This is a genomic window from Nostoc cycadae WK-1 (assembly GCF_002897135.1).
GTDB lineage: Bacteria > Cyanobacteriota > Cyanobacteriia > Cyanobacteriales > Nostocaceae > Nostoc_B.
Genome location: NZ_DF978431.1, coordinates 83,815 through 100,763, shown reverse-complemented (window position 1 = coordinate 100,763; position 16,949 = coordinate 83,815). Strand labels below are relative to the sequence as shown.

General features: G+C 40.5%; 14 protein-coding genes. 5 read left to right on the top strand and 9 right to left on the bottom strand.

Annotated features, from left to right (window positions below; translation table 11 throughout):
* Positions 1-435: 435 nt before the first annotated feature.
* Positions 436-1,755 carry a D-alanyl-D-alanine carboxypeptidase gene (locus tag NCWK1_RS16870; protein WP_103125504.1) on the top strand — a complete coding sequence of 440 codons (1,320 nt, stop codon included), beginning with the start codon at positions 436-438 and terminating at the stop codon, positions 1,753-1,755.
* On the opposite strand, the gene NCWK1_RS30430 is transcribed toward NCWK1_RS16870, so the two are convergent.
* The 9 genes from NCWK1_RS30430 to NCWK1_RS16830 all read right to left on the bottom strand — a co-directional run bounded on the left by NCWK1_RS30430 (position 1,745) and on the right by NCWK1_RS16830 (position 12,947).
* On the bottom strand, positions 1,745-1,879 hold the full coding sequence (locus NCWK1_RS30430; RefSeq protein ID WP_281259129.1) for a hypothetical protein: 135 nt from the start codon (positions 1,877-1,879) through the stop codon (positions 1,745-1,747). The genes NCWK1_RS16870 and NCWK1_RS30430 overlap by 11 nt on opposite strands.
* The gene (locus tag NCWK1_RS16865; protein WP_103125503.1) at positions 1,879-3,597 is read right to left on the bottom strand and encodes an eCIS core domain-containing protein; all 1,719 of its coding nucleotides are present in this window, start codon (positions 3,595-3,597) and stop codon (positions 1,879-1,881) included. The genes NCWK1_RS30430 and NCWK1_RS16865 overlap by 1 nt, the downstream gene beginning before the upstream one ends.
* Before the next feature lie 117 nt (positions 3,598-3,714).
* A complete protein-coding gene (locus tag NCWK1_RS16860) occupies positions 3,715-4,206 on the bottom strand; it encodes a hypothetical protein (protein WP_103125502.1) in 492 nt (163 codons plus the stop codon).
* Positions 4,207-4,229: 23 nt separating this feature from the next.
* Positions 4,230-5,645, bottom strand: a complete 1,416-nt coding sequence (locus NCWK1_RS16855) for an alpha/beta hydrolase family protein (RefSeq protein WP_103125501.1) — start codon at positions 5,643-5,645, stop codon at positions 4,230-4,232.
* Between the two features lie 177 nt (positions 5,646-5,822).
* Positions 5,823-7,262, bottom strand: a complete 1,440-nt coding sequence (locus NCWK1_RS16850) for a hypothetical protein (RefSeq protein ID WP_103125500.1) — start codon at positions 7,260-7,262, stop codon at positions 5,823-5,825.
* A gap of 114 nt (positions 7,263-7,376) precedes the next feature.
* On the bottom strand, positions 7,377-9,344 hold the full coding sequence (locus NCWK1_RS16845) for an ATP-binding protein (protein ID WP_096583949.1): 1,968 nt from the start codon (positions 9,342-9,344) through the stop codon (positions 7,377-7,379).
* A gap of 79 nt (positions 9,345-9,423) precedes the next feature.
* Positions 9,424-10,689 (bottom strand): Pvc16 family protein, encoded by a 1,266-nt coding sequence (locus NCWK1_RS16840; protein WP_096583951.1) that lies wholly within the window; start codon positions 10,687-10,689, stop codon positions 9,424-9,426.
* A 240-nt stretch (positions 10,690-10,929) separates the two neighbouring features.
* Positions 10,930-11,613, bottom strand: coding sequence for a response regulator (locus NCWK1_RS16835; protein ID WP_096583953.1), 684 nt, complete (start codon positions 11,611-11,613; stop codon positions 10,930-10,932).
* Between the two features lie 143 nt (positions 11,614-11,756).
* Complete coding sequence (locus NCWK1_RS16830; protein ID WP_103125499.1) at positions 11,757-12,947, bottom strand: sensor histidine kinase; 1,191 nt, start codon at positions 12,945-12,947, stop codon at positions 11,757-11,759.
* Between the two features lie 452 nt (positions 12,948-13,399).
* Between NCWK1_RS16830 and NCWK1_RS16825 the strand changes: the two genes are divergently transcribed.
* The 4 genes from NCWK1_RS16825 (at position 13,400) to NCWK1_RS16810 (ending at position 16,848) form a co-directional block, all read left to right on the top strand.
* Positions 13,400-13,942: a Pvc16 family protein gene (locus NCWK1_RS16825; protein WP_096583957.1), complete on the top strand. Its 543-nt coding sequence runs from the start codon at positions 13,400-13,402 to the stop codon at positions 13,940-13,942.
* A gap of 70 nt (positions 13,943-14,012) precedes the next feature.
* Entirely contained in the window at positions 14,013-15,683 is a 1,671-nt protein-coding gene (locus NCWK1_RS16820) for a phage tail sheath family protein (RefSeq protein ID WP_103125498.1), read from the top strand.
* Positions 15,684-15,831: 148 nt separating this feature from the next.
* Complete coding sequence (locus NCWK1_RS16815; protein WP_096583961.1) at positions 15,832-16,317, top strand: phage tail protein; 486 nt, start codon at positions 15,832-15,834, stop codon at positions 16,315-16,317.
* Between the two features lie 66 nt (positions 16,318-16,383).
* Positions 16,384-16,848, top strand: coding sequence for a phage tail protein (locus tag NCWK1_RS16810; RefSeq protein ID WP_096583963.1), 465 nt, complete (start codon positions 16,384-16,386; stop codon positions 16,846-16,848).
* The last annotated feature ends 101 nt before the right edge of the window (positions 16,849-16,949 follow it).

Genomic DNA, 16,949 nt, shown 5'->3' with positions numbered 1-16,949 from the left:
GTACCAAACCGTTAGACAAAGTGCTGTAATTCCCCAAATAAAACTGCGAAAAACTCTATCAGAAAAGCAAAATATTTTATAACTAATTTTGAAATATTTGAGTCTAAATTATTAAAGCATTGCTATAAATATTAGTGTTTGCCATCTAGAGAAAAATCAAAACAATGAATTCTAGAAGTTTGCGTTGATTAAAACCAAACTCCTATACTCTTCTATGTGCCTCTGCGCCTCTGCGTGAAACAAAAAAGATGTAGTTTATTCATATAAAGGTGGTAGGAATTGTCAAGTCAAATAAATAACAAATAGAAATTTATTCTACCTACTACCCGATTAGGAATAGACCAGTTATGATTACCCAATGCTGATGAGCATAAAAAAGCCTGTATATTAGCACAGTAAATCACAAATCACATCGTAGAACTTGGGGAGTAAGAAATGCTGGAATTATTGAGTTCAGGTTTGGTGTCTCTGTGGCTAGAAATGGCTGGAGTAGAAATCAAGCCTTCTGATGCTTTAGAGGCATTGGCTGGGCAAGTAAATCCTGGCTTAGTTCTGGCTTCTGATCCCAATCATACTGGGGTGAATACAGTCCAACAATACTTACAAGCACTAATTAAATCTAAGTTAGTTGCCCAAAATTTAGCCGAAAGCCAGGGAATTTGGTTACAGTCGGGGCCAATACTCATGGCTAATCATGAAGGTACAACACCTTTGCCGGCGGCTTCTTTAACTAAGATTGCAACTTCTTTGGTATCTTTGAAAACTTGGGGGCCAGATCACCAATTTGAAACTTTGATTGGGACTACGGGGCCTGTGGTTAATGGTGTATTGCAAGGTGATTTGGTAATTGCTGGTGGTGGCGACCCGATGTTTGTGTGGGAAGAAGCGATCGCCCTTGGCAATACACTCAATAAAATGGGCATTAAGCAAGTCAAGGGGAATTTGCTCATTTCAGGCAATTTTGCCATGAATTTCCAGCGCCATCCCCTACTAGCTGGTCAAATGGTCAAGCAAGCGCTGAATTATAAAACTTGGACTCGTCCAGCGAATTATATCTACTCCATCATGCCCAAAGGCACACCTAAACCAGAAGTTGTGATTACAGGGGCTGTTAAAGTTGCCGCCCAACCACCGCAACAAACTTTGCTAGTGCGTCACAAATCTTTGCCTTTGCGTCAATTGCTCAAAGAAATGAACGTTTACAGCAATAACGAAATGGCCGAGATGCTGGCAGAATCTGTGGGGGGAGCAAGTGTAGTACAATCAACTGCGGCCTATCTGGCGAGAGTTCCTGAGTCAGAAATTCAATTAATCAATGGTTCTGGACTCGGCCCTGAAAATCGGATTTCTCCCAGGGCTGTTTGTGCAATGTTAATGGCCATTCAACAGCAAGCAGCAGGATATGACCTGAATTTGGCAGATTTATTTCCTATGTCGGGATTTGATCATCGAGGAACAGTACACAGCAGACATATACCAGTGGGTACTGTGATTAAAACTGGTACTCTCCGCGATGTAAGTTCTTTAGCTGGTGTCATGCCTACACGCGATCGCGGTTTGGTTTGGTTTGCTATCCTCAACCGTGGCCCCTTCGTATCTAATTACCGTTTAGAACAAGATAAGTTACTGCAAAATCTGGTTAAACAATTAGAAGTAACTCCCGCAGTTCCCACTGCTATTACACCCCATTCACCCGCTAACTCTTTACCCGAACTAGGCGCTACTAGTCGCAACGAAATTCTGTTTAGAGGTTAGGTTCTAGAATAGCGTAGAGCATATTTTTTGTTATCTTCAGCCGAGCAAAAATATGCTCTACGGATAAATCTAAGTTAATTTTCTTGAGTATGGGTGCGATCGCAAATGACTCTGTACGCTTCATTAATTCTCATTACCAGCCCATATCAACAGTTTTCTGCCAAAAACATATTTGCCATACCAATCTTTTTCGTTCTTTACTGCATTTTTCAGAGTTTGGAATTTTTCTTGCTGAGTTTCATCATTGTTTACCTCTCCAGCCAACTGTAATGCTCTCTCAAGAACTTGCTTGATTGATTCTTCCATCGGATCGTGTTTACCACTTTCATACTCTTGATTTTCTTTTAGCTCTTCCCAAGCATGACCACCCTTCATCTTTGGCAAAGCAGTAACTTGTTGAATGAGTCCATCTACATTTTTATTTCCCTTGTCATTATGAATTACACTAACACTTTCGCTAACTCTGACAAGATCATTTTGCTGAGAATTACCGCCAATTCTGATCTGCTGTAGTCCACTGGCAAACTTAATAGCTACTTTTTGTTTTTTGAGATAGTCAACCACAATTTTTGGGGTATGTTCTAATTGACCATCTGGCTTAACTCCCCCAGAAGCTATATAAGCATTAATTCCACCATTAATACCGTTAATTTGAGTATTCATATCCTTAATCATGCCATCGATCACACCCTCAATGTCATTGTCTGCATCTATGTGTGTGAGAGCATAGATAGTTTTGCCATCCGCGTTACTAGCAGACATCGCCAAGCCAGTACAAGTTGCGGCTCCTGTTGTTACTAACCCATTAATTTGATTGAAGCTTTCTGTAACGTGATAATAGCTTTGAGGCACAATTATATCATTAGCCATTACATTTTTATCCTTATTATTCAAAGCATTTTCCGCCTTGGCAGCTATTTCACAGTCTGCTTTAAACTGTTCTAGTGTTAATTTATTTTTATAGTCATCATAATCTTGATATCCTTGAACTATTGCCGTCCTTTCAAGAGCTTTTTTGACGAAATTCTGCCTCATTTTATATGTTTTTAAAACTTCATTTGCTGCATTATCCTCAAGTCTTTGAATTTGCTTTTCGGCTCTACCAATAGATACAATTTCTCTATCTTCTGATTTTTGGATTTTTCCTGAACCAGTTTGTTGCACTACATGAGTCAATTCATGGGCAATTAATTCCTGTCCACCTCTACTTCCAGGATCATAGTTTCCTTGACGAAAGAAAATATCTTGTCCTGTTGTAAATGCTTTGGCCTGAATTGATTGATTCATCTGGTCAGACTGAGCATCTGTATGAATTTTCACACCACTAAAATCAGCCCCAAATGCTTGTTCCATTGGTGCTTTAATCGTCTCTGCAAGAGTCTGTCCACTACCCTGCATTCGTTGGATAGAGGATTCTAAATCTGGTGTTGCACTAGTTTCGTCTGCATCTGATAGACGTTGTATTAGAGATTTTTTTCTCAGTTCTTCTTCTGGTTTTGGCTGTGGCTGTACTGGTGGAGTTTCTGGAGAATTGATTCTTTGTACAACATCCGCTGCTAGTCTGTCAGCTTCTTGCTCATATTTATCCCCAGGTTCCCCAATGGTAAGTTTCATCTGGATTCTTGGTGGTGGTGGCGGTTGATAACCAGGGGGAAAAATTGGGATATTGGCGAAGTTGTTACCAGATGTTTCTGTGCTGGTTGATTTAGCTTGTAAATCGGGTGATTGTTCTGGTTCTTCGGTTTGCGGCTGGCTGACAAAGCGACGAGGTGCAAATTGATTTGCTGGTACATCAGAGTGATTTGCCGGAGTTTTCCCTGTTCTGTGTTGTCGCTTATACATTTGTCTCCCTCAGATATTTTTGTGCCAGCAAAAAACCTGCCGTAGTTTTGCGGCAGAGGTATTGTAAAAATTTGGCACTATCTTACTGAAGATAAATAGCGATCGCCATAATTGATATCATTGTTCACAATGAATTGAACCTGCGACTGCTGCAAAAATCGGTAAATATTGCAATTCTTCGGTTGACTCTACCATTGCAATTAATCCATAGACAGTTTGATGATTTTGCCAACACACTTGATATTGTGTAATGGGCAGTTCAACATCAGGAGATTGAAAAACAAAAATATCTAATATAGCTGGATAGTTATCAACTTTTGTCTGTGTTTGAGTAATTATTTCAAATTCTTCTGGTTGTAATTTTTGTAATGGTAATTGCATTAATTCATCTGCAAGTTCTACAAAATTTTGTTCATGTTGTTCTGCATCGGGAACAACAATTTTTTTAATAAAAATTTGTGGGTTATGTACCAATTGTGCAGGATAAAAATATCCCTCTGTTTGCTCATCTAAATATTGCTTTTCAATTTTTTGCCAAGTCTGAGGAATTTCTAAGGATATTCCAAGTTTGTCACTGAAATGACGCTCAAATATAACTGGGTCATTCATAGAAAAATCTTAGGTTAAATATTTTATTCTTCCTTGTTTCCAGAGAAGTAATTGGTGACATTTTCATAAAGACTTGACGCACCAGAAGCGATCGCACTTCCGGCTATTGACGCACCACTAGCGATCGCACTTCCGGCTTTGGTCAAACCTTTGTAAGCTAATCTAGTGGGAACTTCTATTGCTGTTCCTGCTAATCCAGCCGCACCAACTAACAAACCGCCAGCAATAGCTGTACCTTTATTTAATGCCATCATCCGTCCGGCTTCGACTAATCGAGATTTAGTATAAGGACGAGTAGCATTTTCGGTCATGGTGATATCTTGAGTATGATTCCCATGACCTGCTTCTCCGATAATATCTTCAGTATTTAATAGTTGAGATGTGTGTGCTTGTTTAATTCTGGCGAGTGTAGAAACATTTGCTAATCCTGAAGTTTCCAGATCATGTTCAAAAAAGGTTCCTTTAAGATGTTCTCCTCCGGCTAAATCGACAATATCGCCTTTAGCAATATGATGAACTACCTCTGGTCTTTCTTCTTCTGAGAGAGAATTAATATTTTTGTGATATTGTTTGGCATTAGGCGCAGCCGATTGAAATGTTACCAGTCGTCTCACTAAATCAGGATGAGTACCGACAAAATGCTGCGCTAATGCGCCGCCTAAACTGTGGCCTGTAACATCCAATTTTCCTGATTGGGAAACAATATTACCGATGTAGCCAGTAGGGACTTCTTTGAGCAGATTTTGAATACCACCATGTCCAGGAGAGTTAATATCTAAATCTTGCCATGCTGTTGCTAAATCACTGGTTCCACGAAATGCCAATACAGGATGTTTTCCGGCTGTTACTCCTGCTTCTGTCGGTAATAATAATCCATAATTCAAACCACTACCAGCATTAACAACATTGCCATCAGGAAACCATTGTTCTTTAAATCCTTGCTCTCTCAACCATTCTTTATCTTGGTCTGTTAAAACGTCATCATAAATCAAGCCATGTCCAATTTTCTCTAAATTAATATCTTGGGGATTAATTGGCGTTGTCCCATCTTTGACTTGGGAAGGGTCAATGTCTCGGTTGAGAATTTGAGTCTGGCTATGCTGGATATTTCCAATAATAGGTGGATGAACTCGCTGTATAGCTTTGACTACAGCGTTAGTTTCTTGCTCATATTCATCTCCTGCTTCACTAATAGCAAGTTTCATCTGAATTCGTGGCGGCGGTGGTGGTTGATAACCAGGCGGAAAAATGGGAATGTTGGCGAAATTGTGACTAGGGAGTAATGTATTATTTCTGACTTGTTGAGCCTGTAAATCAGGTGTTTGGATGGTATCTTCGGCTTCAGTTGGGACAACAAAAGGACGAGGCGCAAATTGATTTACTGGTGTGTCAGATTGATTTGCCGATGCTTTACCTGTTCTATGTTGTCGCTTATACATTTTTCTTCTCCAGAGATTTTTGTGCCAGCATCACAGATACCGTATTTTTGCGACAGAGGTATTGTAAAATTTTGGCACTATCTTACTGAAGATTAATAGCGATCGCCACAATCAATACTATTGTTTACATAGATGGCGATCGCTTTTCTTCAGTAAAAGCGACACAGCGACGACTTTTTATGCTTTTTCTAGACCAAACTCCGCTTTTGATTCTTCCAATTTGCTATATAAACTTTCTGCTGTATTAGCTTTGGTCGATAAAGCAACATCAGCCATGACTTCAATTGTTATCAAATCGCCTTTGAGAATTTTGTCATTACCTTGAGGATAGTCTTGAGGACATTGAACCAAAAACTGAACCATTACCTGATCCAATTTCACTCCTCGCTCTTGAAATTCTTGCAAAACCTGTAAGGTATGAATTACACCTGGTCGGTAGTGTCCACTTTGGTTAGTCACTCCTTGAAGTATACCATTCGTGAAAAGCAGTTCCCCAGCAGCAGCTACAGGCGCTCCACGCAAAAAGCTAGAGTGATGGAAACGATCATATTGTTCAGCTTCTGGTGATTGCTTATCTGCTCCTTTTTCAGCCTCAGCAACTGCATCAGCTACATATATTTTGCCGTCAGCTGTCATAACAAAAATGGCTCGCTCTCCAGCCCCAGAGAACTCTAGATTTTTCATTTCGCTGGTGTCAAATGGTTGACCTTGCCAGTAGAATATGGTTTCATCTTGATCATTCTTTTGAGTAGTAATTTCGTACTGCTGAAGTTCAGTATCCTGAATATGTTTAACATACTGTTCATCAGCCCAGTCTACGGATGGCCCAGAAGGTCGATAATTTGGCTTATCATATCCAAATAATTCTGCATCTTCCTTGTCATTAACCAAACGTTCATCCTGATATTTTTCACCAAGATTGAGAAGATTTTTATACTTATAGCCATCCCATTTAGGTTTGGCGGGTTGTTGTAATGTTTTCTGTGTCTGTGCGCTTAGTGGCGCATCTATAACAAAAGTGCTTTTGCCTTTTATTGCAAAATAAGGCTTGCTTCCTGGCTTTTCCGGTACAAGATTCTCTGGGATATCAATCAGTGTATCAGTTTGTTCTTTCTCAGGAATCTCACTATTTGGTACTGACTGTTCGCGTCCAAAAAAGTTATCTTCGTCTGCTTGCGTTGCTTTAGATTTGATTTCAAACTCATCAAGGACAGAACGCTGCACCATTGATTTCATTTGCAGTTCGTCTTCATCTCCAGGTATTTCTTGACGCTGAACTTTTTCGCTTTCAGGTTCATTAATTCGCTGCACTACATCTGCTGCTAATTTGTCTGCTTCTTGTTCGTATTTGTCACCAGGCTGGCCGATGGTGAGCTTCATTTGAATGCGGGGTGGCTGGGGTTGAGTGACATTGCTAGGAAATACAGATATATTTCGCAATTTGTTGCCAGATTGTTTTTTCTTATCTGATTGAGTCTGTAAATCAGGTGTTTGGTTGTTGGTTATTTCTTCGGCTTGCGGCTGGACGACAAAACGGCGTGGTGCGAATTGATTGGAGGTTGTTGTATCAGAAGAATTTGTAGAAGTCTTTTTTGTTTTGTATTGTCTTGTATACATTTACTCAACACTCCAATCTTTTAAATTAGTGGTTTGTTGTCCAGACATAGCTGGTATCAATTTTGGCATTAACTTGAGAACAATGGTTAGCGATCGCCACTACTATTCACAGTGTCAAACCCAACCTTTAATCTCGGCATCTGTTAACTGTCGTTCTAGCTTGGTGTACTCACTCTTAGCTGCTTGTAAAATATGTTTCATCTCTACCGCATCCCCGGTATCGGCTGCTAAAAAGGCGGCATTGAGAGCGATGTTGCGAATATTACCACCTGATACATTTAACTTGGCTAACTTACTCGCATCTAAATCTTGAGTAGGTGTTTGACGGGGAAATACACGTTGCCAAATCTCGGTGCGCTGGGTGATATCCGGGAAGGGAAACTGCACAACGAACCGAATCCGGCGCAAAAATGCCTGATCTAAGGAAGCTTTTAAGTTGGTGGTGAGAATTGCTAAACCTCGGTAAGATTCCATCCGTTGCAGTAAGTAGCCTACTTCAATGTTGGCATGGCGATCGTGGCTGTCTTTAACTTCGCTACGTTTACCAAATAAAGCATCTGCTTCATCAAATAATAAAATTGCGCCGCCTGCTTCGGCTGCATCAAATACCCGGCGCAAGTTCTTCTCGGTTTCGCCAATGTACTTACTCACCACCTGACTTAAATCTATGCGGTATAAATCTAAACGCAATTCATGGGCAATTACTTCTGCGGCCATTGTCTTACCAGTACCACTAGCGCCAGCAAATAAGGCACTAATTCCTAAACCCCGTCCGCCTTTGTTGCCAAATCCCCATTTTTCATAGACTTTTGTCCGTTGGCGCACATGGGCAGTAATATCACGTAATACTTGGCGTTGTGCTTCTGGTAAGACTAAATCATCCCAAGTTGCACTAGTTTCCATTGGTTGAGCTAATTCATCCAGACGCGATCGCGCTTGAAAACGGCAAGTATCCCATAAGAGAGCGCTGAGTTCTTCTACTTCTTTTGCCTTTTGCCTTTTAACTTTTAACTTTCCTTGGGCTTCTGCACAAACTGTTTGAATGGTAGAGGCGTTGAGGCTGAAGTGGGAAACTAGTTTATCTACATGGCCGTTGAGGGTGGTGGCTGCTTCGCCTAAAGCATTTTGCCAGATTATCCGTTGTTCTGTGGTGTTGGGTTTGTGAACTTCGATCGCAATAAGGGGACGTTGGAGCGATCGCTTTCTTTCCAAACTAGTAATAATTAAGGGACTAGTAATACTGGCGATCAAACGTGCGATCGCATTTTCTTTAGCTGGCTCTGTATAATCTACTTCATCACAATCTAATAGCAAAACGCTATTGGTGAGCATCGATTCTCTTTCCCACAGGCGCAACAAGTCGTTCATCTCGTTCTGACGCAAATTAGTAATTGCCCCAGCCGACATCAGGTGTAAATTAAGGTTGAGTAACTTGCAAGCTTTAGCGGCGATCGCTTTTTTGCTGGCTATTTCATCTCCACATAACTGAATAATTGGCAATACTGTTTCTGTTTCGCTCCACGTTGTGGCTAATTGTTCGGCTAACTGCTGATGAGAGGGGACAATTTCGCTATCTGGAATTACCACAGGTTGCACAATACTCTGTAATCTTTCATCCAAGTGATCCAAGCCCAGCAAATAATGAAAAATCCGTTCATCAACTCGCAAATGACTCAGATTCAGCGTAGAACCTTCTTCAAGTTGGATTAACTGCCATTTTCGTAACGGTGCAGTTGGTATAAAAGCATTCCAATGAGGTTGCAGTAAGCTGGCTTTGGCTAACATAAAGGTTGGATAGGGTTTTCCTAAACTACCTTGAGCATTGGCACATAAAAAACCCCAGTTAGCATCTAATTCCATCCCAACGCAGAGTAACAAAACGTGACGCTCAAATTCTGATAAACCAAAAATTTGGCAAAGAGTGTCAAGGGCTGGCGGGGAGAGGTGACAAAAATGATGATTGTGGTTTTCTTTAGGTTCTTCAGCTAGTAAAGCCTGGCGAACGATATCTAGTGCATTGATTAAGTAATTATAGTTAGCTGTTTGCCATTCATAGTTCTGAGTTAATAATTTATTTGCCATAATTTTTGATGAGTTGAGTATCTCAATGTATTTTTTAACATGGAGAAACGCAGAGTTTTTTCAGAGGATACTGCAAGAGTCAAGCGATCGCTACTACAGGCCCGATATAACTTTCATAAGTGGGACTATGAGGATCTGTATCAACAGAGAGTAAACTTTCTGCACCATCAACAACTAGGCGAACTAAATAGTTTCCAGGTAAACAATCAGTAATCACAAAGGTAATAGAATTGCTATTGTTGCGGCGATGCTTGGTTTGTTCGTAGGAATATCCGCTAAATTGGGTGAAAGAAAGTTCTGTTAATACTAAAGTGACTTGTTGTGTTTTATCTATGGTGAAGTTAACTGTAACATTGACATCAGCCGATCGCAGATCGTTACCTCTGCCATGTAAATTAGATACAGTAACTTCTTGAATGGTGGGGCGCAGTAATATCGGCACAATATTGGAGTTAACTCGCTGTTGGGGATGAATTACTTGTAAACTCTGAACACCAGCCCGTAATGATTCTGTAGGTATGCGGGAAAGATCTAAAGTAATTTGCTTTTCGGTAACAGTTTGAGGTGTTACTGTCACGTTACCAATACGGATTTGAGTTATCTCTGCATTTAAATTGTTACCTTGAATTAATAAAGTACTGCTGGCGAGAATTAATGGATTTGCGGTGCTTTGGGTTTTCCAGAGTTTGGCTAATTCTTCGGCTACCTTGATGTGAGCGATCGCAGGTTGATATGGTGTAACATGACGCTGAATATTGCGGACAGGTAAGGGTTTTTTGGGAATTTCGCCGCTATCGATTAAAATGACACTGGCTTTATAACCCAATGACAATGAGTATGGTGTTTGAAAAAATACCGTCCATATTTTGGAAATTTCTTCGATATTCATATCAACGGGAGAAATTGTAATCGTTTCCACTTGTTCAGCCAGGTTAGAATCCGCCAAAAATGTGAAAGTGGAATCGGCTACTGTTTCTTGAATCATTTCTTGGGTGAGAATCGATTTGCTATTGAGGGTACGGACAATGCTACCCATGAGGCGCTGCGGTTCTAATTCCACATCGTTACCATAACAGGTGATCAAGTAGTACAAATCTAAACCTGTTTGCGATCGCTTAATATATTTCTCTTCGGAATGGCGTTGTCTTAAATCAGCACTGCGCCAAGCACTATTAAGCAAAACATCGTAAAGATAGATGTTCACTCCCGCTTCTGGTGTAGCATTATTCAGGCGATCTGGTCTCACGGTTGTCACCCGCGCACCATCCACGTCTACTTGGACGTTGGCTTGCAATGTTCTTTGCAAAGTTGCGGTGATAGTGGCGATGGCTAAATAGTTACTCATTTGTTATTGGTCAATGGTCAATGGTGAGCCAGTGCGTTGGGGAGACAGCGCTGTGGGCGGCTTTGCCGACTTGAAGCGACTGTCGTCGGGTTTCCCGACTTGTTCGCGCAGCGTCTCCGATTAGGAGAAGCAACTGGTGTTAGCGCAGCGTTAGCGACGCAGGAGCGTCACCCGAAGGGTCAATAGTTAATAGTTATTGGTCAATATGTTTTGACCTTTGACTTTGGACTCTTGACTATTTTATGGACAAACTAAACCAAGTTTTAAAGCTTTGACAATTGCTTGAGTACGACTGGTGACACTTAATTTGTCAAAAATTGCTGTTAAGTGCGCTTTAACTGTGGCGACTGTAATATATAGATTCCCCGCAATTTGTTCGTTAGAAGCGCCTTGAACTAACCAATTTAAAACTTCTTGTTCTCTTTCAGTCAAATGAATAGAACTATGACTAGAGTTTAATGAGTGTCCTGTATAGTAGTGAAACAATCTAAAAAATGCCGTTGCTACATCCGGTGGTAAATAAACTTGATTATTAATCACAGTCGTAATCGCTTCACACAATTGAGTTGCTAATTGGTCTTTAAATACATAACCACAAGCACCTGCTTGCATAGCGCGAAATATCCATTCATCTTGTTGATGAGCCGACAAAATTAATACTTTGCCGTTATAAGATAATTCCCCTAAACGTTGCAGCGCCATAATGCCATCGTCTGGGGGTAATTCTAAATCTAGTAATATTAAAGTGGGATGTTGTTCCGCCGTTAATTTTACCGCTTGCTCAACAGATGCGGCTTCTCCAATCACATTTAATCCCAAACTACTACTAGTTGTATAAAAGTTTAATAAGGTGCGTATACCTTTACGAAAATGTGGTTCATCATCGACAAGCAAAACAGAGATGACCTCTTTTTTAGTATTCATGGTAGTGTGCCTGGTATATACAAGAGAATTCAGAAGTCAGTAAAATTCTGAATTCAGGATTTGAGTTTTAGGAGTCAGCCATGATGATTTAAACGTGAGAATTCAGAATTGAATATTATCTGAATTTCTGCATTCAAAATTATTTATTTTCGATGTTTAAAAGGTAATGTAAAGGAAAATTGTGCGCCCCCTTCAGGGAGATTTTCTGCCCATAAATTACCTTGATGTGCCAGGATAATTTTTTGGGCAATCGCTAATCCTAAACCTGTACCACCTAAACGGCGAGAATAATAAGGCTTAAATATTTGCTTCAATTCCTCTGGTACAATTCCGGAACCGCGATCGCAAATCTCAATTAGCACTTCATTACTGTAGGCGTACCAATTGCAAGTTATTGTCCCACCACGAGGACTAAAATGAATTGCATTAGATAATAAATTATCAAACACCTGTTTCATCTGCCAGTTATCTACTGTCACATACACAGGTTTTTCAGGATAATTAATCTTTAATTCTTTTTCTTTTAGCAAATGTTGTAAAGTTTTAATACATTCACCAATAATTGTTTGCAAATTGTGTTTTTTAAAATTTAGATTTGCCTGTTGACCACGGTAAAGTAAATCGGTTAATTTAGCGCTGAGTTCATCTACAGTTTGCCGAATTAAGCTGGCTTGTTCTTGTAAATCACCTTGTGGTAATGCCAAGCGGAGATTTTCTGCATAGAGATTAATCAATGCTAAAGGATTCCGCAATTGATGTTCTGCTTGTCCGAGAGCTTGAGATAAAGCCGCAATTTCTTGTTGTTGGTGCGATCGCTCTCTATACATAGCCAAATAATTACTCAATATTTGAGCATTATTCAACAGTAAATTTTGCTGTTCATCTGATAGCAGTTTACTAGTACAGATCAATAAATATTCGGCTGTTGTCACACTCTGTTTGCTAATTCGACAAACATAGCTATGATAAAAATCCGATGCGGCTAATTCCATAATTTTGAGAACGGGAAAATCTTCTCGCCACCAAGTTTCTGCTTGCAAAGATGTAAAATCTAAGTTGGACTGTCCAGAAACAAAGTAGCTTGGCAAACAAGCTGGTGTAACTTGCACAGAACATAAATTTTCTGAGAGATATTCAGCCACTAAATGACGTTTTCCCTTTGTCAAATCGTGATAAACAGTCCAGATAGCCACAGTCGGCAATAGGGCAGTTAATTGTTGAATAATTAACTGACAAATTTGGTTAAAATCTGACTCTGGCAGCTTACTCTCTGAATTGTTTCCCAACAAAGGTAGCGGAAATTGAGAGGTTAATTTTTGTGTAGCCACCCTCATCCTGTTTTACACTCCGAAACACTCTAATAGCTAAGAAGCATGATGAATGCTACTCAATTTCAAATATTTTGTACTTGGAGAAATTATGCTTCTAACTGTATAAATACGGACGAGATTAGCTTACTCTACCCCTTGGGAATTTGGGGAATTTAAAACAATAATTTTACAATATCGACCAAAGTCTAATAACCGCCAGCCAACTAGATCCCTAAGCTAGAAAGAGTTAGCCCAATAGTGGCAAATCAACTAGCAAAAAAGCCTAAATCAAAGGTTTATTTTGTGCTGTCAGCCCTCTGCCTTCCGTAAGTTAGGTAGCAAAGTAGTCACTTTCTGCTGCCTGCATTAGGAACTCTGGTAAGGACGCTTCAACCTCCATAGATTCATGCTGGCGGTAAAAATACACCCGCCAGACTGATTAAGGGAGCATTTCCGTCACCCTGCTGTTGTGTCTTATGATCCCAGCTGCTACCCAGACTTTAGCAAAAATTTTAGCTGGCGGGATTTCCCTGCTCAGTACAGAACAAATTGATTTCAACCATCCTGGTGTGGAACAGAATATCAACCCTAGGCTGAATTTATACTGTTACAACATTCAAGAAAGTGTTGAAAAACAACAGTCCAATTGTCAGCAACCAGCAGACAAGAGGAAATTAGTCTTATTAACACCGAGGTGGTTTGATATCTCATTTTTGGTGAGTGCCTGGGATTTTACCAGTTTGGGTGAACAGCGTCTCTTATCTGAGGCATTAATACTACTGTTGCATCATCACTCATTACGAGAGGAAGTACTAGCTCCAGCACTGCGCGGTCATGGCGAATTAGCAATGACCGTTTCTGCTATTCATCCTTTGGACGCTGCGGCTTTGTGGAATGCCCTAGGAGTACCATTACGTCCAGCTTTGTATGTGACATTAACAATTCCCCTGAACTTGGACAGTTACTCTGTCACTGAATCAAGGTCGGTAGATTGTTCAAAACCAACACAAAAAGTCTGAAGTATGAAGGCTGAAGTCTGAAATTTCATACTTTATACTTCAGACTCAAAAAATAGGAAAACCAAGTGTTATGCCAAGATTAGATTATTTTGCACCTGGTGTCTACGTTGAAGAAGTAGACCGAGGTAGTCGCCCAATAGAAGGGGTGAGTACAAATATCGCTGGTTTTATCGGTTTTACAGAAGATGTCCGCGGTGATGCGGAACTATTTAAACCGATGTTGGTGACATCGTGGAACGAGTATTTAGAATACTATGCGAAACAAGGTTCGGACGGTTTCACCGATTTTGATGCTTATTTACCCTTTGCGGTGAATGGTTGGTTTCTCAACGGTGGTGGACGTTGTTGGGTAGCTAGTATCGGGACAAAACTCCCTGGTTCTCAGCCACCACCACCAGAAGAAACTGCTTTAAAACTGCGTACTACAGGGAACCGTCCATCTTTAAGCTTTGCTCTGAAGCCTGCTGAAGGTGACGATGATGGTGGTGCAGAAGGCAGAATTAATGTTTCTGTTACTGAAAGTCAACCGCGTCCACCAGAAAGCCCAGAAGCTGAACCACCAGCCAATACTGGTGAATTTTTCAAAGTTATTATTAGCCGCAATGGGGAAATTCTGGAAGAATACGACAATCTTTCGATGAACCCTCAAGTCGAAGCACAGCTAGGTGCTTATGCGGTGACAGCTTTGCAAGAGTCACAGTTTGTGACTGTCGCTGACTTAGAAACACCAGGACAACCTCTATCTCGTCGTCCTGCAAATGGTACTTACGAAGTCAGTCCACCGCCAGTAGTTTCCACTCCTGACCGTTTCCCCAGAGATGTGCAAGGTGTCCGTGACGATCGCACCGGGATGCAAGGTATCTTTGAAATTGACGAAGTTACCATGATTACTTTCCCTGATTTGATGCGGGCTTATCAAAACGGCATCTTGGATTTAGATCAAGTCCACGGCATCATGGAAGCAATGGTCAGTATGTGTGAAAATACTGCCCCCAACCGGATGGTAGTGTTAGATCCGCCTCCGTGTAAAGGTGGTGGTGCGCCTGTACCGCCCACCCAGGTGAAGCCTCAGCATATTGCTCAGTGGTTGAGTGCATTTAATCGGCGATCGCAATTTGCCGCCCTCTACTATCCTTGGATTAAAGTCCCCAACCCTCGCAACGGCGGTAGACCAATTCTCATTCCTCCCGCTGGTCACATGTTGGGCGTTTGGTGTCGTACCGATGAAACCCGTGGTGTGTACAAAGCACCAGCCAACGATACACCCAGAGGTGTCATTGGTTTAGCTTACGAAACCAACCTACGGGAACAAGAACTACTTAACCCCTTGGGTATTAACTGTATTCGTACCTTCCCCAACCGTGGTATCCGCATTTGGGGCGCTCGCACTTTGGTAGAACCAGATAACGTGCAATGGCGTTATATCAGCGTTCGCCGCTTGATGAGCTATATCGAGAAATCAGTAGAACTCGGTACGCAGTGGGTTGTATTTGAACCCAACGACCAAGATTTATGGGCGCGTGTCACTCGCACCGTGAGTAATTTCTTAGAAAGACTGTGGCGCGAAGGTGCTTTGTTTGGTGCTTCGGCGGCGGAAGCCTTTTATGTCAAATGTGACTCCAGCATTAATACCCACGAAACTATGATGTTGGGTCGGTTGTATATCGAAGTTGGTGTCTGTCCTGTACGTCCAGCGGAATTTGTCATCTTCCGCTTTAGTCAATGGTCGCCTAACCAATAAACAATTTTGGATTTTGGATTTTAGATTTTGGATTTAAAGTTTCCGAAATAACTAATATCCAGAAATTTAAATTAAATTCAACATACTTACAGGGTACTAGCTATACCTTGTAAGTATATAAATTTACCAAAATCAAGGAGCTAAAAATATGCCTGAATTAAAACCAATTGCCGCCAGTAATTTTTATTTTGAAATTGATGGCATGACTGATATGGCTTTTAGTAAAGTTGGTGGGGTTAAATTTGAAGCAAAAGTCAAAGGCCAAGATAAACCGTTAATGTCTACTAAAGGTGGAACTACTATTCGACAAATTAACTCTGCTGGTTTTGAAGGATTATTTACAATTGAAGTAACAACCCTCATGAGTGGTGATAGTGATAGCACCAGTAAGAAAATGTATGAGTGGTTTAAAAAGTGTATGCCAAAAACTGAAAAAGGTGAAGGAAAATGGGCAGAAAGTAAAAAAACAGGTTCTATTACTGCCTACGATACTGATGGTAAAGAGGTAATGCGTTGGGAGCTAAAAGAAGCTTGGCCTTCTCAATATAAAATTGGTGATTTAGATGTAAATGGTAGTGATTATATCGAAGAGACTTATACATTAACCTGCGAAAATATGAACAGAAAGACATGAGTTTAACTCTAAAATTTGTCTGATTCATACAAAACATACTGAAACCGTTTTTTGGAGATTTAATTTATGCCAGAGTTTATTTCTAACGCCAAGTTTTATTGGGAAGCCGATGGACTCACTGAGATTTTGATTCAAAAAATTAGTGGGATGCAAATGAAAATGACAGTTGCTGGTGGAGATTCACCCATTGGTGTAACCAAAGATGGCAAAACTCAAACACAAGCCACAATTGGTGGTGTAGAATGTTCTGAAATTACTATTGAATGTGTAGCAACTGCCGAATCTAAACAATTGCTAGATTGGTATAACAAATGCCATGCTGAAGCTCTTTCTGGTGGTAAAGCTGAGGGACGTAAAAATCGCAAATTAGGGAAAATTTCTATCTACGATGGTGAACAAGAAAAAGTTCAGTACGAGTTCACAGATGTTTTTCCTACTAGTTACGCAACCAGTGATTTTTCAGCAGGTTCTGGTGATTTACTTACAGAAACAGTAACCGTAGGCTTCACCTATTTTGAACGTAAAAAGTAAGTAGAAGTCTAAATTATGAAGTCTGAAGTATGAAGTCTGAAAGTTTACCTTACTAGATAGAAACTTCTGCATTAACTAAGATTTCATCATGACTGTAAGGT

Bases quoted from the DNA above. Each gene is read 5' to 3' on its own strand.
- NCWK1_RS16870 (WP_103125504.1), top strand. From the start codon at position 436: ATGCTGGAATTATTGAGTTCAGGTTTGGTGTCTCTGTGGCTAGAAATG.
- NCWK1_RS30430 (WP_281259129.1), bottom strand. From the start codon at position 1,879: ATGAAGCGTACAGAGTCATTTGCGATCGCACCCATACTCAAGAAAATT.
- NCWK1_RS16865 (WP_103125503.1), bottom strand. From the start codon at position 3,597: ATGTATAAGCGACAACACAGAACAGGGAAAACTCCGGCAAATCACTCT.
- NCWK1_RS16860 (WP_103125502.1), bottom strand. From the start codon at position 4,206: ATGAATGACCCAGTTATATTTGAGCGTCATTTCAGTGACAAACTTGGA.
- NCWK1_RS16855 (WP_103125501.1), bottom strand. From the start codon at position 5,645: ATGTATAAGCGACAACATAGAACAGGTAAAGCATCGGCAAATCAATCT.
- NCWK1_RS16850 (WP_103125500.1), bottom strand. From the start codon at position 7,262: ATGTATACAAGACAATACAAAACAAAAAAGACTTCTACAAATTCTTCT.
- NCWK1_RS16845 (WP_096583949.1), bottom strand. From the start codon at position 9,344: ATGGCAAATAAATTATTAACTCAGAACTATGAATGGCAAACAGCTAAC.
- NCWK1_RS16840 (WP_096583951.1), bottom strand. From the start codon at position 10,689: ATGAGTAACTATTTAGCCATCGCCACTATCACCGCAACTTTGCAAAGA.
- NCWK1_RS16835 (WP_096583953.1), bottom strand. From the start codon at position 11,613: ATGAATACTAAAAAAGAGGTCATCTCTGTTTTGCTTGTCGATGATGAA.
- NCWK1_RS16830 (WP_103125499.1), bottom strand. From the start codon at position 12,947: ATGAGGGTGGCTACACAAAAATTAACCTCTCAATTTCCGCTACCTTTG.
- NCWK1_RS16825 (WP_096583957.1), top strand. From the start codon at position 13,400: ATGATCCCAGCTGCTACCCAGACTTTAGCAAAAATTTTAGCTGGCGGG.
- NCWK1_RS16820 (WP_103125498.1), top strand. From the start codon at position 14,013: ATGCCAAGATTAGATTATTTTGCACCTGGTGTCTACGTTGAAGAAGTA.
- NCWK1_RS16815 (WP_096583961.1), top strand. From the start codon at position 15,832: ATGCCTGAATTAAAACCAATTGCCGCCAGTAATTTTTATTTTGAAATT.
- NCWK1_RS16810 (WP_096583963.1), top strand. From the start codon at position 16,384: ATGCCAGAGTTTATTTCTAACGCCAAGTTTTATTGGGAAGCCGATGGA.